21 protein-coding genes and 5 pseudogenes are annotated in these 17423 nt (G+C 35.1%); 10 read left to right on the forward strand and 16 right to left on the reverse strand.

The features are described 5' to 3' along the window. Positions 1-32: 32 nt before the first annotated feature. The 4 genes and pseudogenes from OPR49_RS04395 to OPR49_RS04410 form a co-directional block, all read right to left on the reverse strand. On the reverse strand, positions 33-977 hold the full coding sequence (locus OPR49_RS04395; RefSeq protein ID WP_265026770.1) for a contractile injection system protein, VgrG/Pvc8 family: 945 nt from the start codon (positions 975-977) through the stop codon (positions 33-35). Then, complete coding sequence (locus OPR49_RS04400) at positions 978-1187, reverse strand: tail protein X (RefSeq protein ID WP_265026771.1); 210 nt, start codon at positions 1185-1187, stop codon at positions 978-980. Then, positions 1184-1531, reverse strand: coding sequence for a phage tail protein (locus OPR49_RS04405; protein ID WP_015589018.1), 348 nt, complete (start codon positions 1529-1531; stop codon positions 1184-1186). Before OPR49_RS04405 ends, OPR49_RS04400 begins: the two co-directional genes overlap by 4 nt. Next, a pseudogene (locus tag OPR49_RS04410) lies at positions 1531-2529 on the reverse strand (phage tail tape measure protein); the annotation flags it as partial. The gene OPR49_RS04405 and the pseudogene OPR49_RS04410, both read right to left, overlap by 1 nt. On the opposite strand from OPR49_RS04410, the pseudogene OPR49_RS04415 reads away from it, so the two are divergent. The 8 genes and pseudogenes from OPR49_RS04415 to OPR49_RS04450 form a co-directional block, all read left to right on the forward strand. After that, positions 2524-2829, forward strand: a pseudogene (locus tag OPR49_RS04415) (phage tail tape measure protein); the annotation flags it as partial. The pseudogenes OPR49_RS04410 and OPR49_RS04415 overlap by 6 nt on opposite strands. Next, positions 2829-3176, forward strand: a complete 348-nt coding sequence (locus OPR49_RS04420) for a phage tail protein (RefSeq protein ID WP_265027523.1) — start codon at positions 2829-2831, stop codon at positions 3174-3176. The pseudogene OPR49_RS04415 and the gene OPR49_RS04420, both read left to right, overlap by 1 nt. Continuing rightward, entirely contained in the window at positions 3173-3382 is a 210-nt protein-coding gene (locus OPR49_RS04425; protein WP_265026771.1) for a tail protein X, read from the forward strand. Before OPR49_RS04420 ends, OPR49_RS04425 begins: the two co-directional genes overlap by 4 nt. After that, positions 3383-4327, forward strand: a complete 945-nt coding sequence (locus OPR49_RS04430; protein WP_265026770.1) for a contractile injection system protein, VgrG/Pvc8 family — start codon at positions 3383-3385, stop codon at positions 4325-4327. It begins immediately after the preceding gene. A gap of 46 nt (positions 4328-4373) precedes the next feature. After that, positions 4374-4907: an ankyrin repeat domain-containing protein gene (locus OPR49_RS04435; RefSeq protein WP_265026769.1), complete on the forward strand. Its 534-nt coding sequence runs from the start codon at positions 4374-4376 to the stop codon at positions 4905-4907. A gap of 2 nt (positions 4908-4909) precedes the next feature. Beyond that, positions 4910-5131, forward strand: a complete 222-nt coding sequence (locus tag OPR49_RS04440; RefSeq protein WP_265026768.1) for a hypothetical protein — start codon at positions 4910-4912, stop codon at positions 5129-5131. A gap of 15 nt (positions 5132-5146) precedes the next feature. Further along, positions 5147-6058, forward strand: a complete 912-nt coding sequence (locus OPR49_RS04445; RefSeq protein WP_265026767.1) for a patatin-like phospholipase family protein — start codon at positions 5147-5149, stop codon at positions 6056-6058. A gap of 11 nt (positions 6059-6069) precedes the next feature. Beyond that, complete coding sequence (locus OPR49_RS04450) at positions 6070-6672, forward strand: hypothetical protein (RefSeq protein WP_265026766.1); 603 nt, start codon at positions 6070-6072, stop codon at positions 6670-6672. A 129-nt stretch (positions 6673-6801) separates the two neighbouring features. Here the strand turns inward: OPR49_RS04450 and OPR49_RS04455 are convergent, their stop codons facing one another. Continuing rightward, positions 6802-7221 carry a helix-turn-helix domain-containing protein gene (locus OPR49_RS04455; RefSeq protein ID WP_265026765.1) on the reverse strand — a complete coding sequence of 140 codons (420 nt, stop codon included), beginning with the start codon at positions 7219-7221 and terminating at the stop codon, positions 6802-6804. A 124-nt stretch (positions 7222-7345) separates the two neighbouring features. Between OPR49_RS04455 and OPR49_RS04460 the strand changes: the two genes are divergently transcribed. Continuing rightward, positions 7346-7672 (forward strand): transposase, encoded by a 327-nt coding sequence (locus OPR49_RS04460; protein WP_265027524.1) that lies wholly within the window; start codon positions 7346-7348, stop codon positions 7670-7672. 17 nt (positions 7673-7689) lie between these two features. Further along, positions 7690-8073: a transposase gene (locus OPR49_RS07615; protein WP_406833363.1), complete on the forward strand. Its 384-nt coding sequence runs from the start codon at positions 7690-7692 to the stop codon at positions 8071-8073. Positions 8074-8132: 59 nt separating this feature from the next. Here the strand turns inward: OPR49_RS07615 and OPR49_RS04465 are convergent. From OPR49_RS04465 to OPR49_RS04515, 11 genes and pseudogenes are all read right to left on the reverse strand, one after another. After that, positions 8133-8554 (reverse strand): annotated as a pseudogene (locus tag OPR49_RS04465) (IS982 family transposase); the annotation flags it as partial. Further along, a complete protein-coding gene (locus tag OPR49_RS04470) occupies positions 8555-9940 on the reverse strand; it encodes a hypothetical protein (RefSeq protein WP_265026773.1) in 1386 nt (461 codons plus the stop codon). Positions 9941-10038: 98 nt separating this feature from the next. Beyond that, positions 10039-10199: pseudogene (locus OPR49_RS04475) on the reverse strand (IS481 family transposase); the annotation flags it as partial. A 2-nt stretch (positions 10200-10201) separates the two neighbouring features. Continuing rightward, positions 10202-11923 (reverse strand): annotated as a pseudogene (locus OPR49_RS04480) (phage tail tape measure protein); the annotation flags it as partial. Positions 11924-12032: 109 nt separating this feature from the next. Further along, positions 12033-12290: a phage tail assembly protein gene (locus tag OPR49_RS04485; protein WP_149168985.1), complete on the reverse strand. Its 258-nt coding sequence runs from the start codon at positions 12288-12290 to the stop codon at positions 12033-12035. 46 nt (positions 12291-12336) lie between these two features. Continuing rightward, positions 12337-12843: a phage major tail tube protein gene (locus OPR49_RS04490; RefSeq protein ID WP_265026774.1), complete on the reverse strand. Its 507-nt coding sequence runs from the start codon at positions 12841-12843 to the stop codon at positions 12337-12339. Positions 12844-12854: 11 nt separating this feature from the next. Next, positions 12855-14036 (reverse strand): phage tail sheath subtilisin-like domain-containing protein, encoded by a 1182-nt coding sequence (locus OPR49_RS04495; RefSeq protein WP_265027525.1) that lies wholly within the window; start codon positions 14034-14036, stop codon positions 12855-12857. Continuing rightward, complete coding sequence (locus tag OPR49_RS04500) at positions 14029-14589, reverse strand: hypothetical protein (RefSeq protein WP_065095397.1); 561 nt, start codon at positions 14587-14589, stop codon at positions 14029-14031. The genes OPR49_RS04495 and OPR49_RS04500 overlap by 8 nt, the downstream gene beginning before the upstream one ends. A gap of 6 nt (positions 14590-14595) precedes the next feature. Beyond that, a complete protein-coding gene (locus tag OPR49_RS04505; RefSeq protein WP_265026775.1) occupies positions 14596-16044 on the reverse strand; it encodes a hypothetical protein in 1449 nt (482 codons plus the stop codon). After that, on the reverse strand, positions 16041-16235 hold the full coding sequence (locus OPR49_RS04510) for a hypothetical protein (RefSeq protein WP_226079698.1): 195 nt from the start codon (positions 16233-16235) through the stop codon (positions 16041-16043). The genes OPR49_RS04505 and OPR49_RS04510 overlap by 4 nt, the downstream gene beginning before the upstream one ends. Positions 16236-16239: 4 nt before the next feature. Next, the gene (locus OPR49_RS04515; protein ID WP_265026776.1) at positions 16240-17415 is read right to left on the reverse strand and encodes a hypothetical protein; all 1176 of its coding nucleotides are present in this window, start codon (positions 17413-17415) and stop codon (positions 16240-16242) included. Positions 17416-17423 lie beyond the last annotated feature (8 nt).

Raw genomic sequence — 17423 nt, forward strand, 5'->3', positions numbered from 1 at the left:
CAACATTAAACATTGGTTTTACTGATTTTCCTTTAACGTTTACTGATAGATGCTGACAATGCAGTGCGATAACCTGAACTATCTAACACATGTTCTGCTCTGTCAATTATCCATTCACCGTCTATATCTTGATGAAACCCTAACAGGCTAAGTTTTGCCTCTGCAAATAGCTCTGGATTACCAGGCATAGTGATATCCAACACTGCATTATTTCGTTTTAGTTGTTTTAATTTAGCATTTGCCGAACTTAATGCTAACTCTGCATTCGAGTAAATTGTTTGTATGATATAACTTGGACTACCAGAGCCAACTGTTTCTGATATAGTTTCACCTCTTTCATAACTATGCCATTTTGCAATCACTGAGTTGTACCTGCTCACGGTAAAGTGCGCTTTCCAATTTATCGCGTCTTTAGGTCTAATCGCTGTTGTTCCTAAAGCTTTTCCAGTTGCCGACTTTGCTTTGCCTTTTGGAATAAAGAGTATATATCCGCCAGCTAACTTTGCCATTGCCTCGCGTTCTATTGCTATTTTTGTTAGTAAACTTATATCACTTTCTTCTGTTTGGTTAATATGTGGAATCAACACATTTTCAAATTCTTCTGCAACTCTGCACCCATATCCGTGTTTTTCTGCTATTTCCTTAACCAAGTTACCTAAAGTAATTTGATGCCATTCTTTAGATACTTTCTCTTTTAATGAGAGTCTTAAATTTGTTGCATGAGCCTTTATTAGTAAGGTTTTAGGTGGACTCTGCACTGTAATTTCATTAACCGTATATATACCCATAGGTACTACTCCAGTTTCTCTGTAACCCAGAGCAATATTTAATTCATTCGGAACATTTAAGTTTTCATCCCTGTAATCAATATGTACTTCGGCTACATCATCTATAGTTCCAGATTCATCGGTAAGGCGCAATGATATAACTTTATCTATAATTGATTCACATTTATCTATTATAAAATCTGGCTGCATTTATTCCCACACCCTTAATTTTGATTTTTGTACTATTTTCTGGATAATAGGAAGCTTTATCTTTAATCCAGCAGGCAAAAAGCTTCCATATTCTGCCAAACCTAAGTTCTCTGCTAGTGCTAATTCCACTACTCCATCAGTAAATCCGTAATGTTTCCAGCAAATCAGATCTAACATCTCATTTTCTTTACTCACATAGTATACAGTCATCTATAGCTCTTCAAACTCAAACTAAATTCAACTTTTCTTGGTAGTCCATTAGGTAAAAAATACATCTGCTTTTCTTCTAACCTAGTAATTACGAATTGTCCTAAAATATTACCTAAACTATCTACTAAAATATGTGGTTTTTCAGCTTCTTTCACACTCTTTAATTGATTTAGCCCGTTGAGATTATGCAGATAAATCATTCCTTCTAAATCTATATTTTCTACACCTTGACCGATATTTTGTAATAGTGGCATATTTTCAATACACTCAATCGTGCTCCAACGATTTTCTCTGCTATACTTTAAACTTGTGGGAGCAAACTTATACGGACCAAGAGATAGCATCAATAAAATGTCTCTACCGTATCAAATAAAACATCACGTGACTTTTCTCTTATCCTTTTTATTACTTCATCTGCAAGACTACGAACATCTTGGTTAGGTTCTGCTTTAATGCTGATAGTGTAATTATTAGTGATGTTCTGAGTTTTATTTTGTTCTTTATTTTCAAACTTACTCCTTGCAAATATCTTATCGCTCTCTGTCTCCTCAATAAGGCTTTTGACTCTGAAGCTATTTTTATTTCTCTTTGAAAATTCTTTAATTATACTGTTACCTAGCACAGGATTTCCACTGTTGAGAATATTACTCTTTATGGGAGTATGGACTGCTTTTATTTCAGTTTTTCTTTTTTCAAATTCTTTCAGTGGGCTATTTTCCAATACTTTTCCAAATACACTTTCCCCTATCCATGAAAAAGCTTTTCCTATAGGTTCAATGAGTGATTTCCACAAGCTAGAGAAAAAGTCTTTCACCTTTTGCCAGTTGGTGATAACAAGAGCTGCACCAGTAACAAGTCCAGCAACTAAAAGTCCTATAGGGTTAGCGAGTGTTATTGCTCTTAGTCCTGTTACTACTGCAGGAAAAACTGTAGCTGATAAAAATGAAAATACTCCAAGTAGGTTTGCTTTCAGACTAAAAATCGTACTTCCTAGCAATGTAAATCCGTATCCTAGTCCTACTGCTACAATTTTTAAACTTATCAAGGCTGCTACAGTACCCATGATCGCCGTGGTTAAAGTTGGATATTTTTCTGCAAACTCTGCTATATATCTAGTTTTTTCTTGTAAAAATTCAGCTATAGATTTTAAAGTAGGCAGCATTACTGAACCCAGATTCATACCAACTTCAGCTATTGCATTTCGAAGAAGTCGTAATTTATTGGCTGTAGTGTCTGCACGATTTTTAAATTCTTTTTGCAGAGAGCTTCCATACTTTTCTGTATTAGCCAATAACTTTATTGCATCTTCGTATTTGTTAAAACTTCCAGCTAATGTGGAAATCCTTTGCTAGGTAGCAGTATAATTAAAGAATTTTCCAATAGAAATCAGAATAGCTTTAGAAGCAAAAGCCTTATTGAGGAGAAAAAGTCCACAGAAAACGATAAGATACTTGCTGACTTTGCAAGGAGTAAATTTGAAAATAAAGAACAAAATAAAACTCAGAACATCACTAATAATTACACTATCAGCATTAAAGCAGAGCCAAATCAAGATATCCGTAGCCTTGCAGATGAAGTAATAAAAAGGATAAGAGAAAAGTCACGTGATGTTTTATTTGATACGGTAGAGACATTTTATTGATGTTATCTCTTGGTCCGTATAAATTTGCTCCTACAAGTTTAAAGTATAACAGAGAAAATCGTTGGAGCACGATTGAGTGTATTGAAAATATGCCACTATTACAAAATATCGGTCAAGGTGTAGAAAATATAGATTTAGAAGGAATGATTTATCTGCATAATCTCAACGGGCTAAATCAATTAAAGAGTGTGAAAGAAGCTGAAAAACCACATATTTTAGTAGATAGTTTAGGTAATATTTTAGGACAATTCGTAATTACTAGGTTAGAAGAAAAGCAGATGTATTTTTTACCTAATGGACTACCAAGAAAAGTTGAATTTAGTTTGAGTTTGAAGAGCTATAGATGACTGTATACTATGTGAGTAAAGAAAATGAGATGTTAGATCTGATTTGCTGGAAACATTACGGATTTACTGATGGAGTAGTGGAATTAGCACTAGCAGAGAACTTAGGTTTGGCAGAATATGGAAGCTTTTTGCCTGCTGGATTAAAGATAAAGCTTCCTATTATCCAGAAAATAGTACAAAAATCAAAATTAAGGGTGTGGGAATAAATGCAGCCAGATTTTATAATAGATAAATGTGAATCAATTATAGATAAAGTTATATCATTGCGCCTTACCGATGAATCTGGAACTATAGATGATGTAGCCGAAGTACATATTGATTACAGGGATGAAAACTTAAATGTTCCGAATGAATTAAATATTGCTCTGGGTTACAGAGAAACTGGAGTAGTACCTATGGGTATATATACGGTTAATGAAATTACAGTGCAGAGTCCACCTAAAACCTTACTAATAAAGGCTCATGCAACAAATTTAAGACTCTCATTAAAAGAGAAAGTATCTAAAGAATGGCATCAAATTACTTTAGGTAACTTGGTTAAGGAAATAGCAGAAAAACACGGATATGGGTGCAGAGTTGCAGAAGAATTTGAAAATGTGTTGATTCCACATATTAACCAAACAGAAGAAAGTGATATAAGTTTACTAACAAAAATAGCAATAGAACGCGAGGCAATGGCAAAGTTAGCTGGCGGATATATACTCTTTATTCCAAAAGGCAAAGCAAAGTCGGCAACTGGAAAAGCTTTAGGAACAACAGCGATTAGACCTAAAGACGCGATAAATTGGAAAGCGCACTTTACCGTGAGCAGGTACAACTCAGTGATTGCAAAATGGCATAGTTATGAAAGAGGTGAAACTATATCAGAAACAGTTGGCTCTGGTAGTCCAAGTTATATCATACAAACAATTTACTCGAATGCAGAGTTAGCATTAAGTTCGGCAAATGCTAAATTAAAACAACTAAAACGAAATAATGCAGTGTTGGATATCACTATGCCTGGTAATCCAGAGCTATTTGCAGAGGCAAAACTTAGCCTGTTAGGGTTTCATCAAGATATAGACGGTGAATGGATAATTGACAGAGCAGAACATGTGTTAGATAGTTCAGGTTATCGCACTGCATTGTCAGCATCTATCAGTAAACGTTAAAGGAAAATCAGTAAAACCAATGTTTAATGTTGAAAAAGTATTGAATATGAATAGAGACTCAAGAAATAAGCTACATTTTTGGTGGTGTATAACAATGATAATATGTGTTGTTATTACCTATTGCTATATGAAAGCAAAAGCTACAGATAATTATAAAACAATATTACGCGTTGCTTCTCAAAATTGTAACTTAGAAGTTGTAAAATTTTCAGCAAATAATCTATTAGATATTAATACACAGATTCCCGAATTAACAGCATTACATTATGCATCCGGTGCAGGATGTTTGGAGGTTGTTAAATTTCTAATAGAGAAAGGAGCTGATATAAACACAGCAAAATATGAAAAATGGACAGCATTACATGCAGCTTCATACAAAGGTAACCTAGAGATAATTAAACTTTTGTTAGAAAAAGGCGCAAACCCTAACATTAGAGACACAGATGGAAAAAATCCAAGAGATGTAGCTGTACTAAGATCACGGCACAATAAAGATAAACCTTACAGGGAAATCATTAAGCTACTTGCAGAAGCAGAGGATCAGAATAAATCCGAAAATAAGCTATTATCGGCAATATAAACATGCAAAATCAAAAAATCCCAATTACGGTAATTATTACCATGTTAATCCAAACCGTAGCAGTAATCTGGTGGTTGGCCAAGCTCGATTTACGGGTGCACATCCATGATAAATTTATAGAAAAAAACCAAGGACTAATAGAAATAGTCTATCGACTTGAAGAGAGAGTGAAAAACCTCACTCAAGAAGTCAATGAACTTGAAGCCATTCACAAACAAAAATAATAACTAAGTTTCACAATGACAAAGTATATCTTATCCGTTGACGGCGGAGGCATAAGAGGCATCATACCGGCCATAATATTAGCAGAAATAGAAAAGAGAGCAAAGAAACCGATTGCTGAAATCTTTGATCTTATGGCAGGAACCTCAACCGGTGGGATTGTTGCAGCAGGTTTATGTACACAAAAATACTCAGCTAACGATTTAGTTGAACTCTACGAAAAGTATGGACCATATATCTTTGAATCATCATTCTGGAGAAGGTCAATCGCTTCTTGGCTAAATGGTGCTCAATACTCATATAAAAACATAGAATTCATTCTCGATAAATACTTCGGCAAAAGTACTATTGCTGATGTTTCAAGTAATCTACTGCTTACCAGTTATGACATTCACAATAATTGCCCATTTTTCTTTAAAAGCTGGAGAGAAGACAGAAACTTTATTAAACTAAAAGACGCGCTCAGAGCTACAACAGCTGCACCAACGTATTTCATACCAAAACATCTAAAAATCAACCAGATAGACAGAGTATTAGTGGATGGCGGGGTATTTGCCAATAATCCAGCTGCTTGTGCATATGCAAGTGGCAAGAGGTTGTTTCCAAATGATGATATTGTACTGGTATCAATAGGTACTGGAAGAACAAATAGAAGTATAAAGTATGCTAATTCAAGGAGATTTGGAAGAATAGGGTGGATAAAACCACTACTACATGTGATGTTTGCTTCAAGTTTAGATGCAGTAAACTATCAGCTCGATCAAGTAATAGGCGACAAATATATAAGAATACAATCACAACTGAAAGTAGCATCAGCTGAGATGGATAATATTACATTCAAAAATATTAAATATCTGCAGCAAGAGGCAAATACAATGATAGAGGACAACCAGGAATTAATAGATAAATTCTGCGATATCGTATCTTAATTCACGTAAAAATGCCAAGCAAGATAAAGAACTTATATAAAAAAGCGAAAAAGGGCTTAAAGAATATAGCTTTGCCGAAAAAACATAAAAAAGTTCAAGAAGCTAACGATAAGCCGAAACCGCTAAGCCCTGAAATTGTGATGAAACCTACGCTATGGCAGAAAAAAGTTGAATTAACCTCTAAAGCAGAAAATATCGAAAAAGATAACAAGTGGAAAATAAAAGTATTCAAAACTAAACACGTAGAGAAGGATTCAAAAAGGGGAAAAATGTTCAAAAATGGTCTCAAAAAGCTAAAAGGTAAGCTAAAAAGCCTAAATCCGATAAAAGCTAAGAAAAACAAGATCATTGGAAGCAAGAAGTTAGCATTTTTACTCACAGCTGGAACGATTGTAGCAATTTTACCAATGTTCAATTTGACCCCTTTTCCAGCACTTGCAATAACTTCTGCATGTGTTTTCAGTATCAATTTTATCGCAGTCAAGACACTAAAGAAAGCTATCACACAACGCAAAGCAAAATCCAAAACGGTAGCTGAGCCAGAAAAGTTGGAAAATGTTTCAGTTGAGCAAGCAAAAGAAGAATCTAAACAAGTTTCCAAAGATCTCCACTAATATATTTATTAAATAACTTTCTATTTCTATTTAAATATTATCCTTTCAATAAAATGCACTAGCAACACGAATATTTTGCAAAAAAATATGCAGGTTATGAAATTTTTGCTATCAAATTACGCAAATTCCTTAGCAGTCAGGCCCTGTTATTTGGGAAATGACATCAATAGAAACACCCATTCTAATTAAATTATTTGCGACTTTAATTCCCTCAATTTTATTAATTTTTTCCTCATAAATTTGTCTCCTTTGGAATAAAAACTCTATCCATATGCCTAGTTCATCTTGTGATTCTTGAGTGTTAATTTTTTTTAACTCTCTCGCCCAACTTAATAGCTCTTTTTCTCCTTCACCATCCTTATCTTCATAGCATTCTTCTTCCGTTACCAGATCTTCAGCATTCACTGATAATTTTCTTGCTATTTCCCATAACCTCTCACCGAACATGGTGCTCCCTTGTTCATAGTAATGTATCTGTGGACCTCCTATACCAAGCTCCTTCGCTAATTCCTCTTGCGTATACCCTTGTATTATTCTCCACTTTTTCATCTCTTGTCTTTTGCTTCAATGCTTAGAGCCTGTCTTCAAACTAAGTAGAAAGGAGTTAAGAAGTGTGTTATAAGATATATTTTAAAAGTACCCAAGCGATATAAGTGACAAAGAATGGAAGATAATAGAGCTATATTTTGAACCTAAAAAGACCGGCAGACCAAGAAAACATAGTATTAGAACAATGATTAACGCAATCCGCTATATGATGAGAACAGGATGTCAATGGAGACAACTGCCTAAAGATTTTCCACCATGGAAAAAAGTGTATAGTTGTAATTCGCGATTGAAAAAAAGTGGAATATGGCAAGAGATTCATGATTTTCTAGTTAAAAAAGTAAGAGAGATAATTGGTAAGAATGAAACTCCATCAGTAGGAATAATAGATAGCCAATCAGTAAAAACTACTCAAAAAGGGGATCCAGAGGATATGATGCTGGCAAGAAAGTAAAGGGTAGAAAGCGCCACATCGTTGTAGATACTGTAGGTCTTGTAATTGCTGCTGAAGTACAAAGTGCAAGCATTCAGGATCGTGATGGTGCACTAAATCTTTTTGTTCAAGCCAAATGCAAAGCTCCAACATTACATAAGTTTTTTGCTGATCAAGGATACACAGGTAAATTGCAAAACCGCTGCTTATTGGAAACTGGATGTTTATTAACGATTACCAAGAAAATAGTTGATACAGGATTTCAGGTTATTCCCAAACGTTGGATTGTTGAGAGAACCTTTGCTTGGCTCTCCAATTTTAGACGTATGAGTAAGGATTATGAGCATTCTCCTCTCACTTCAAAAAATAACATCTTCTTTAATATGATCACTATTATGCTTCACAAATTAGCTCATTTTTGAGTTTGAAGACAGGCTCTTAACATTGAATATTTATTTTCTCTTAACGTTTATTGCTGGAAAGTATGTTCAACTTCTAATCTGTTTTTGGGGTAATCAAAAACGGTTTTGATGATAGACCTTTTCTTAAGAAAAATCTTCTCATTTAGCGAGGTTAATGCGTTTTTCATACCTTTTTTATCTTGATAATAAGCTTTAAACTTCTATCAAGTAATCGTAGAAATAAATCTTTTTGGATATAACCTTTATCTCCAAATAATAAACCTGCTAACTTTTTGCTTAGATCTGGAACTGGCTTTCTATCGTCAACATTACCTTTTGTCAGCGTAAGCGCTTAAATTTCGCCATTTTCATTGATTACCATATGTAATTTGAAACCATAAAACCAATCATAAGAGCTCTTGCTTAATTTTATAATTCCAGCAAAAACTTTGTTTTTGGATATTCTCTTTGCACAACAAAGTACAATAGGAGTTGTGTCAATTCATAGCCTTTCCCTAGTCAATTCAGAACCTTCGCTTACAGAAGACATGCTGTCATTACTTGAAAGGTCGAAAGCATACCTTCTTTGCGATATCTTATGTCTCAAAGATTCATATAAACCACCTATTGGAGATTGAGCTGCTTGTGAAGTATCTGCTCTATTCCTTTTGTTACCCTTGAGTTTTCTCAACTGCAAGTTGTTTGCTTTTATTTCTTCAATGAAACTTTTTGATAAACTTAACTTAGCTGCCGGTCCTGCAGGAGAAAAATCCGGTGTGTTCAAATTTCGACTTGGCAAATCATAATTTGATCCCAGTAGATTTTGAGGCAGAGGCGGAGGCGGAGGCGGAGGTACATGAAAATTCAGTAATGTAGATACCGGATTTGTAGGTGCCGAAGAATTAGGTAATGTAGATACCGGATTTGTAGGTGCCGGAGAATTAGGTAATGTAGATACCGGATTTGTAGGTGCTGAAGAATTAGGTAATGTAGATACCGGATTTGTAGGTGCTGAAGAATTAGGTAATGTAGATACCGGATTTGTAGGTGCTGAAGAATTAGGTAATGTAGATACCGGATTTGTAGGTGCTGAAGAATTAGGTAATGTAGATACCGGATTTGTAGGTGCCGGAGAATTAGGTAATGTAGATACCGGATTTGTAGGTGCTGAAGAATTAGGTAATGTAGATACCGGATTTGTAGGTGCTGAAGAATTAGGTAATGTAGATACCGGATTTGTAGGTGCCGAAGAATTAGGTAATGTAGATACCGGATTTGTAGGTGCCGGAGAATTAGGTGGCAACAAGTTAGAAGATTTTGGTAGACTAGCTGGTGCTGTCTGGTATACCCCTATACCTAACATTGTAGGACCTCCTTCTGGAATTTTCGTGCTAACATTATTATCATTCGGTTTTTCGTTATGGGTATTGCACATACACTCTTGTTTTTCATCATTTGCTCTATAAGCGGTTGATTTTAGAAGACATTGTGCTGAAATCAATGCAGTGATTGTAGAAATGGAAGCGACCACTGCAGAAAGCACTGGTATCATAGCAGAATTAGAAATTAACAAGACCACAGGGTAAGTGTATATTCCAGCTACAAAACTAGATAAACAAAGTAAAAAAACAGCAATTGATTTAGTTAGTTTGGAGTCTATTTGTATCTTGCCGCTTTCTTCAGAAACAGCTGAGTTAATAAAATATACCACTAAACTCAATGCGACTACTCCAGAGGCGATTGCTATAAAATGGATTAGTCTTATAGTAGCATTAGAAATTGCTAGATACACAAAGTAAGTGGATACTCCAGCAACAATACTAGACACGTATAGTGAAATTGCAGCAATTGAATGTTTTAACGAAGGTGAAGCTTTAGAAATGCTCATTTTTCATTTGAGATATTAAAATCTAATTTTAACACAATTAGTTTTTCTATGTCAAGAGAAATTATGTAAAAGAGAAGACTTAATCTGACAGAGAAGAATTAACTGACAAAAGAATTGAGGTAGTCAAAACTAATATCAGAGTCTTGTTTAATGTCACTAATGTTTTTCTGAAAAGCAATATGTTTGCTATCAAGAAAAGTCTGCATAGTTTTTTTCCATAGCAATATTTACCAGAGTGAGGCCTTACTTCATTGTAAGAGGGAGTGTTACTGCTCTTAGCCCTGTTATTACTGCAGGAAAAACTGTAGCTGATAAAAATGAAAATACTCCAAGTAGGTTTGCTTTCAGACTAAAAATCGTACTTCCTAGCAATGTAAATCCGTATCCTAGTCCTACTGCTACAATTTTTAAACTTATCAAGGCTGCTACAGTACCCATGATCGCCGTGGTTAAAGTTGGATATTTTTCTGCAAACTCTGCTATATATCTAGTTTTTTCTTGTAAAAATTCAGCTATAGATTTTAAAGTAGGCAGCATCACTGAACCCAGATTCATACCAACTTCAGCTATTGCGTTTCGAAGAAGTCGTAATTTACTGGCTGTAGTGTCTGCACGATTTTTAAATTCTTTCTGCAGAGAGCTCTTGTACTCTTCTGTGTCAGCTAGTAACTTTATTGCATCTTCGTATTTGTTAAAACTTCCAGCTAATAATGCAATATCATCTTGATATTCCTGACCGAAAAGTTTCATAAGGACTGTAGAACGTTCCTGGTTATCCATTTTCTTTAGAGTTTGAAAAAAGTAGAGTAACGCTTCTTCGCCGTTTTCGCTTATTCTTTGTACTATTTCTTCTGCAGTTATTCCCATTTGCTCTAATGCTGCTTTAAAATCCCCTCCTTGTTCTTCAGCAGTCTGAAGTTTACTAAGTAGAGCATTTATAGCAGTTGCAGCTTTTGCTGGTTGTTTGCCTAAGCTAATGAAAGCATTTACTAAACTGCTTGTTTGTTCAAACTTTAATCCAAACTGCTTTGCAGTACCACCAACTATTGCTAGAGCTTCAACCATGTCTTTTGCTTTAGCAGCAGTGTTATCTGATAAGTGATTGATTACATTGCCAACATGCTCCATTTCACTAACATCAATTCCATAAACGTTAGAAAGTTTAGCTATGGAATCTCCTGCTTGTTCTGCAGACATATCAAATGCTGTGGACATTTTTGCCACTGTTTCTGTAAAATTAAAAAGGTCTTCTTTCTTGATACCAAGTTGACCACCGCTTGCAGCTATTTGTGCTAATTCTGCTGCTGATAGTGGTATAGTACGTGACATCTCTTTTAATTTCTGGGCAAATTTATCTACTTCCTTTGTTTCTTTGTTAAATTCAACTACTTTTGTAACATCAGCCATGGCCGATTCAAAATCAATAGCAACTTTGATTGGTGCTGCAAGCGTTAGTCCAAGACCAATAGTTTCTATAATTTGTGACTTAAAATGTGCTTTGCTTGCTAAAAAACTTTGGTGACTACGTATTGCAGATCCAAGCTTACTATACTTACCTTTTAACGTTTCAATGGACGAACTAAGTTTATATTGATCACTTACTAATGACTTAATATTTCTTCCACTTTTTCTTACTTCTTCATTGAATGAATGTAAGGCATCTCTCTTTTTCAAGTATGCTTCTTTTGCTTTTGTTGCTGATGCTTTAGCCTTATTAAACTCAGCTTTTAAAGTTTTGCTCGGTTTTTCGACTGCTTTTATCTGTTTAGCAAGGGATTTTACCTGATCCTCAAAACCTTTCCATGATCTCTTGCTAGTCAAAACATCACTACCCAACTGCTTAAATTTTGATACTGATTTAAAAGATGAATCAAGCTTTCTTATATTCTCACCAAGATGAGTAAGTCGACTACTACTTCCTTTTATTACAGTATTAAAGCTACCATCTAAAACAGCTCCGATTTTTATAGATAATGTTGACATTTAAGCTCCTTTGCTAATTTGCTCCATGAAATAAACTCACTAATCTCCATATCAAGAATGTGCTCAACTCCACCACCTATGATAGAGCCAAGCACTAGTATTTCTAATCTCAAGTTTTTTGGATAATCGGTGAAAAAAAATCCTTTAATACTTCTTGCACTTTTACATAATCAGCAATATCCAACTCTTCAATTGCTTCTTTTGCAACTGATGTTAGATTGGCAGTCAAAGTTACTTCCTTACTCAGATCACTACCATTAAGTCTCTCAATAGCTAGATAATCTCTAACTTTTGGACGTCTAATGGTAAGCTCTGATACAGAAATACCATCAACTGTTATTGGATTATCAAGTTTTACTGTTGTCATACTTTCTCCTAAAAAATAAAATTCTAAAATCTTTTTAAAACTAAACCTAAATACCTAAGACCGCTTGTAACAAAGCCATCTGATCAATACCATTTATCTTTCTCATCATATTTTCAGCATCGATTTCTATCAGCTCATTACCACCTATCGTAAGTTTATAATAATGGGCAGCTACAGTACACTTCAGCGTTGCTTTTTCAGCAGGTTTCCAGTTACCAAAGTCAAATTCTTTAAAAATGCCTCTTAAATTGATTATTACTGCTTCAATATCATTACTTCCACTACCTTGCATTCCACCTCTGAGCGTCAAAGATACCGAATTTCCATTTATCAACCCAAATAGCCGAAAGAGCTCTGTATCGTATTCAGAAAAAGTAAAGTCTGCTTCTAATTTCTCCATGCCCATGTCAATATTTATTGGAATATCCATACCACCAGCTCTATATTCATCTGTTTTTATGGTAAGTTTTGGCAAGGTTATTTCATCTATTTTTCCTGCATAACCCCGGCCATCAACAAATACGTTAAAATTTCTCAGTATTTTCGGTAACACTTTACTTTCTCCTAACTTATTACACTATTATTTACAAGATGAGACCTGAATATTATTTGCTCAGCCGGATATGGCGGTGTAAAATCAAAATACACTTTTCCGCTTGCAATATTTGCCGGTGTATTGAGTTCGGGAGTTGCATAACATTTTCCGCTGATAATTGCTCCTTGTGCTTTTAAATTGGCCAAATAAGAATTCACCCCCTCAATCACATCATCTATATAAGTTTTAGTGATATTGCGATCAACTGCCCATAAATGAGCCCTAAGTAAACTATCGTTAATTAAATCTGCAGTTCTTCTCACTGATAAAAAAGCCCATTTTGAGTCATTTGAACATGTTCTATTTCCCCAAAGCCTATAGCCATTTTGATGAATTATCGTTGTTACTTCATTTTCATTCAAGTGGTTTGCTCTACAATTTGTATTACCGAGCGTAAAATCAATAGGCCTGCTTGTGCCAATAATACCGTTTATTTCTTTATTTGAAGGTGAGTGCCAGAAGCCTTGCTCGCTGTCTATCTTAGCTATTAAACCAGCTACAAATGGACTCGATGGCAAGATTTTTTCTTTTCCTTCAATAAATAACTTAATCCATGGGTCAACTACGTAAACTCTTGAGCTGCCTACACTTTTTCTCCATTTTATTGCTTCTTCATCATTAGTATTTGGTCCATCTGCAACAATAATTGCTCTTAATTTTTCTGCTATGGAAATTAAAGCACTCACTACTGAATTTACTCCATCTATTTCAGGTAACTGATGAGTAAACTGAGGTGCAATTAATATTCTTGGCGCAACATGAACTATGCTTTCACTGCTGAGAAATGCCTCAATTCCCTGATATTCTCCGGTTTCTTTATCAACTCCACCGATTATACTTTGAATAGTTTCACTTTCTTTGAGCTTTGGATCGCTGTTTTCACTTTCTTTAACTCGAATAACTACTACTGTTGCACCAATCTGGGAAAATATTCCATTTACTGCCGAAAAAAGAGTTCCACTCTTTCCAAGCCTTGCCGCTTCTTTTAAGCTTCCTGCAACTAACACTGGTTTATTTAGCGGAAATTTTTGCTCATCTGCTTCAGGTGCAGTACCAATTACACCTATCACTGATGATTTAGCTGTACGTACTGTCTTTGCTCCTGAGGTTACCTCAATAACATTTACGCCATGTAAAAATTCTTCAGCCATTTCTTTGTATTTTTTTCCTGAAATCATCTAGCAAAGTCTGTAGCTCATTTTCACTTTCGGCTTCTTCAATCTTTCTTTTGGCTAAATCTTCAAGCTCTTCACATTTAATTATTGCTTTTACTGCTTTTTTCACTTTTTCCTCAATTATTCTTGCCATTTCAATAACCGTAATACCACGGACTTTTGCTAAAGGTTCTATAATTTCTTTATCCTTTTCATCTATAGATTCTGGTGCTGCTAGAATGCTTTTTGCGGCTTCCGCTTGAATCTCATAAGATTTAGCTTTTTGGTGAGAATGACCTGCATATTGGTGAGTATGATTATCATAATAGAAACGCATACTATCAAATGCACAAAGCTTCGCATTATCCAGTAACTCCTTTTGTATATCTTCTTTAGTACGCTGAGCAATTTTTCCTCCTTCTGTTAAACAATAGCTTTTTTGCCAATCAAAATCTTCTGGTGCTTCATACCAATCATTTTCAGTTGGCTTGCTTTCAAGTGTTGTTGTTTCTACTTGTTTATCATTTTCAAATCTAATGTAGATAGACATTCTTTGTTACCTCCAGAGTTCATAAGTTTCAGATAACCCAGGACATTGCCAAGCTTTTAGCGTTCTCTCTACATCTATTTCAAGCCCCGTGGTTAGAAAATTGCTACGTATGTTATATATTCCCCACTGGATAAATTGACCATAGTTGTATACATAATTTGATGCAAGCATACCTTGACTGACTTGTGTTCTGGAACATAGGTAAGATGATGTGTAAAGTAATATTGCAACTGTTTTTCCTGCTGGAATTTCTACATTGCCAGATCCAGCTAACTTGCTATCAGAACTTGTGTATTGGTAAACATTTTTCCATATTATTCTTGAAATACTTGATTTATTGGTATTATCTGGTGTTCCCACAAATAATCCTGCACCTCCATACTCCGTACTCGAATACGATGATCCAACAAACTCTATAGTTTTATTTATGTTCACATTCGTTGTATTTTTTATAAATACTACTCCAAGTGCAGCATATGGGTAATAGTATATTTGATCATAACTACCAGAAAAACTGTTTGTGTATAACTCTCCGTAAATAAATGTTCCCTTGCTTCCCTCTATAAAACTGAGTTGTCTTGGCCGATAAAAACTAACGTAATCTGTATCGTATATATGGCTACCTGCTAGTAATTGCAACATATAGTCGGTTTTTGTTATATCACTACTCCACTTTCCAAGCTCTGTCATAAAAGTTCCGTGGCCAAAGTAATTATTTTTTCTTCCAAGTACACCAAATAAGAAAGGTAATGACCCTGATTCAACCATGTTGCGCTTTCTTATTTCATTTATAAGAGACGCTTTTAACTGTTCATCCCGAGTTTTTACCTCATTAGAGATGTTTTCAATTCGAGTTTCTATTTCTCCTATAATTGATGAGCCAGGTGGTACATTATTAACAGCACGAAAATCTTCTACTAAACCTTTAAGACCATCTTTATGACTGTTACTAATGCTATTTATTGCCGCAATATTGGTATTTTTACGAGTATCAAGTAGCGATATATGTGAATCTGATGATGCTTTTAAAGTGTTTAAGGAACTATCCCTAAGCTTGTTGATTTCACTTACAGATTCTGTTTTTGCTACAGTTATCGCCGATATAGAGCTTGCTTTATTGCTGTTTATGTCACTTAAGTGTTTTTTTGCACTATCAAGAAGTTCTTTTAGCTTACCATCTGTCATCTGTACAATTTCAGAAACCGAACTTTTGTCGACTATCAATTCCAATGCTTTAGCAAGATATGCTAATTGATCTGGTGTACTGTTTTCTACTAAATCCTTAAGCCTCTTTTGTAGTGCATCAATTATTCCTTTTACCTCAGTCATCTGCACAATGTCAGCAATAGCTTTTTTATCTGCTATCAATTCCAGCGATTTTGCAAGATATGCCAGTTGATCAGGTGTGCTATTTGCTGCTAAATCCTTTATCCTTTGGTATATTGCTTCTTTCATTCCCAAAAATTCAAAAAAGTCTCAAAATTAAACCGCTCAAAATTACTCTTAAGTTGATTATGCTCATCTTCTCTTTCGGTAATATCTTCATCTATTTTCTCAATTGTGGTACGGATACGAACAACATCCTGCACAGCAATATTTTCTGGATGTGGTAGTGTATATCCTCGTTTGCTTTGGTCATTTGGCATTGATTCAAGTAATAATCACTCGCAAATTTTTGACTTTAGGACGATAGATAACCGTTCCACTTAAAACTAATTTTATCCTTGTCTCATTGCCATTAAAGTTTGTCAGTATGTGGACTCTCTCCACCCAATTTTCTCCAATAGGTTTTCCTGATGTTAAATTCACTAACTGCCAATCCACGTTTTTTTGAACATATGCTTTAACATCTGCAGTGCCAGATATCAGCGCATCATATGTTATGGTAATTTTAGTGTTAGCTCCTGCTGTAATGCTTCTTGTAACATAATCTCCAGACTCTGAAAGATTACCCAGAACTAGCTGTAATCCAGGATATAGCACTGGACTTTTTTCTCGCCCTCCTTTTAGGCTTGCTTTTACCGTTAATTCCCCACTTATTCTTTCACGCAGTGCAAGTGGCAAATTATCAGACAGAAAGTTTTCTTTTCCTTCTTCGTCTGTTAAAATAAATTCTACATTGGTATCAAATGCTACTTTTTCGACGTTCGTTAAAACAATTAAATCTGAAGTATTGTTTGCAGTAACTTTACCAAGATCAATAACGTGAGAACTTTCGCTAAATTTTGCTGCTAATAGCCGAAACGTTAAATCTAAATTCTGATGCGGTGTCCACGTACTTGCATTGCTAGATGACAGTAATACTCCTACTTGATATGGCTGACTTGTTACCCAACGGCTATTTACTGCATCATATTTGCCAAGTTCTGCTACTTTGACCGCATTTTCCCCGTCATCGGTAAGTAAAACTATTGCATATTCCTGCCCAGCATGACAAAACACTGGCGACCAAGTAATACGTGTTGCTGTGCCATCTATCTTTATATCTTTTGGCTCAATATAGCTTTCAGCAATGACAGTCTGCGAGGGCATTCCCACTGCTGTTTCTCTAATCTGCACAACAACACGTTTTTTGCCTTTATTTATAAACCATAGCTCCACGCCTCCTATGTGTCTGCTCTCATTTAGCGTAAATGTTTGGGCTAAAGGATCAACTCGTCTTGCTGCGATCACTCTTCTTCTTTCTTCTATGGTAATAGTTTTTTTACCAGTATACGTTGTTTCTCCATAGCTTCCTTTATCCCCGTAAAACTGTACTAATTTAGTACCTGCTGGAATATTTGCTGGGATTTTTATTTTTCCACTTATTTGTCCTTGATTTTCCACTTTTTTTC

Origin of the sequence: Wolbachia endosymbiont (group A) of Bombylius major (assembly GCF_947251895.1) — a bacterium.
In the GTDB taxonomy this organism is placed as follows: Bacteria; Pseudomonadota; Alphaproteobacteria; order Rickettsiales; family Anaplasmataceae; genus Wolbachia; species Wolbachia pipientis.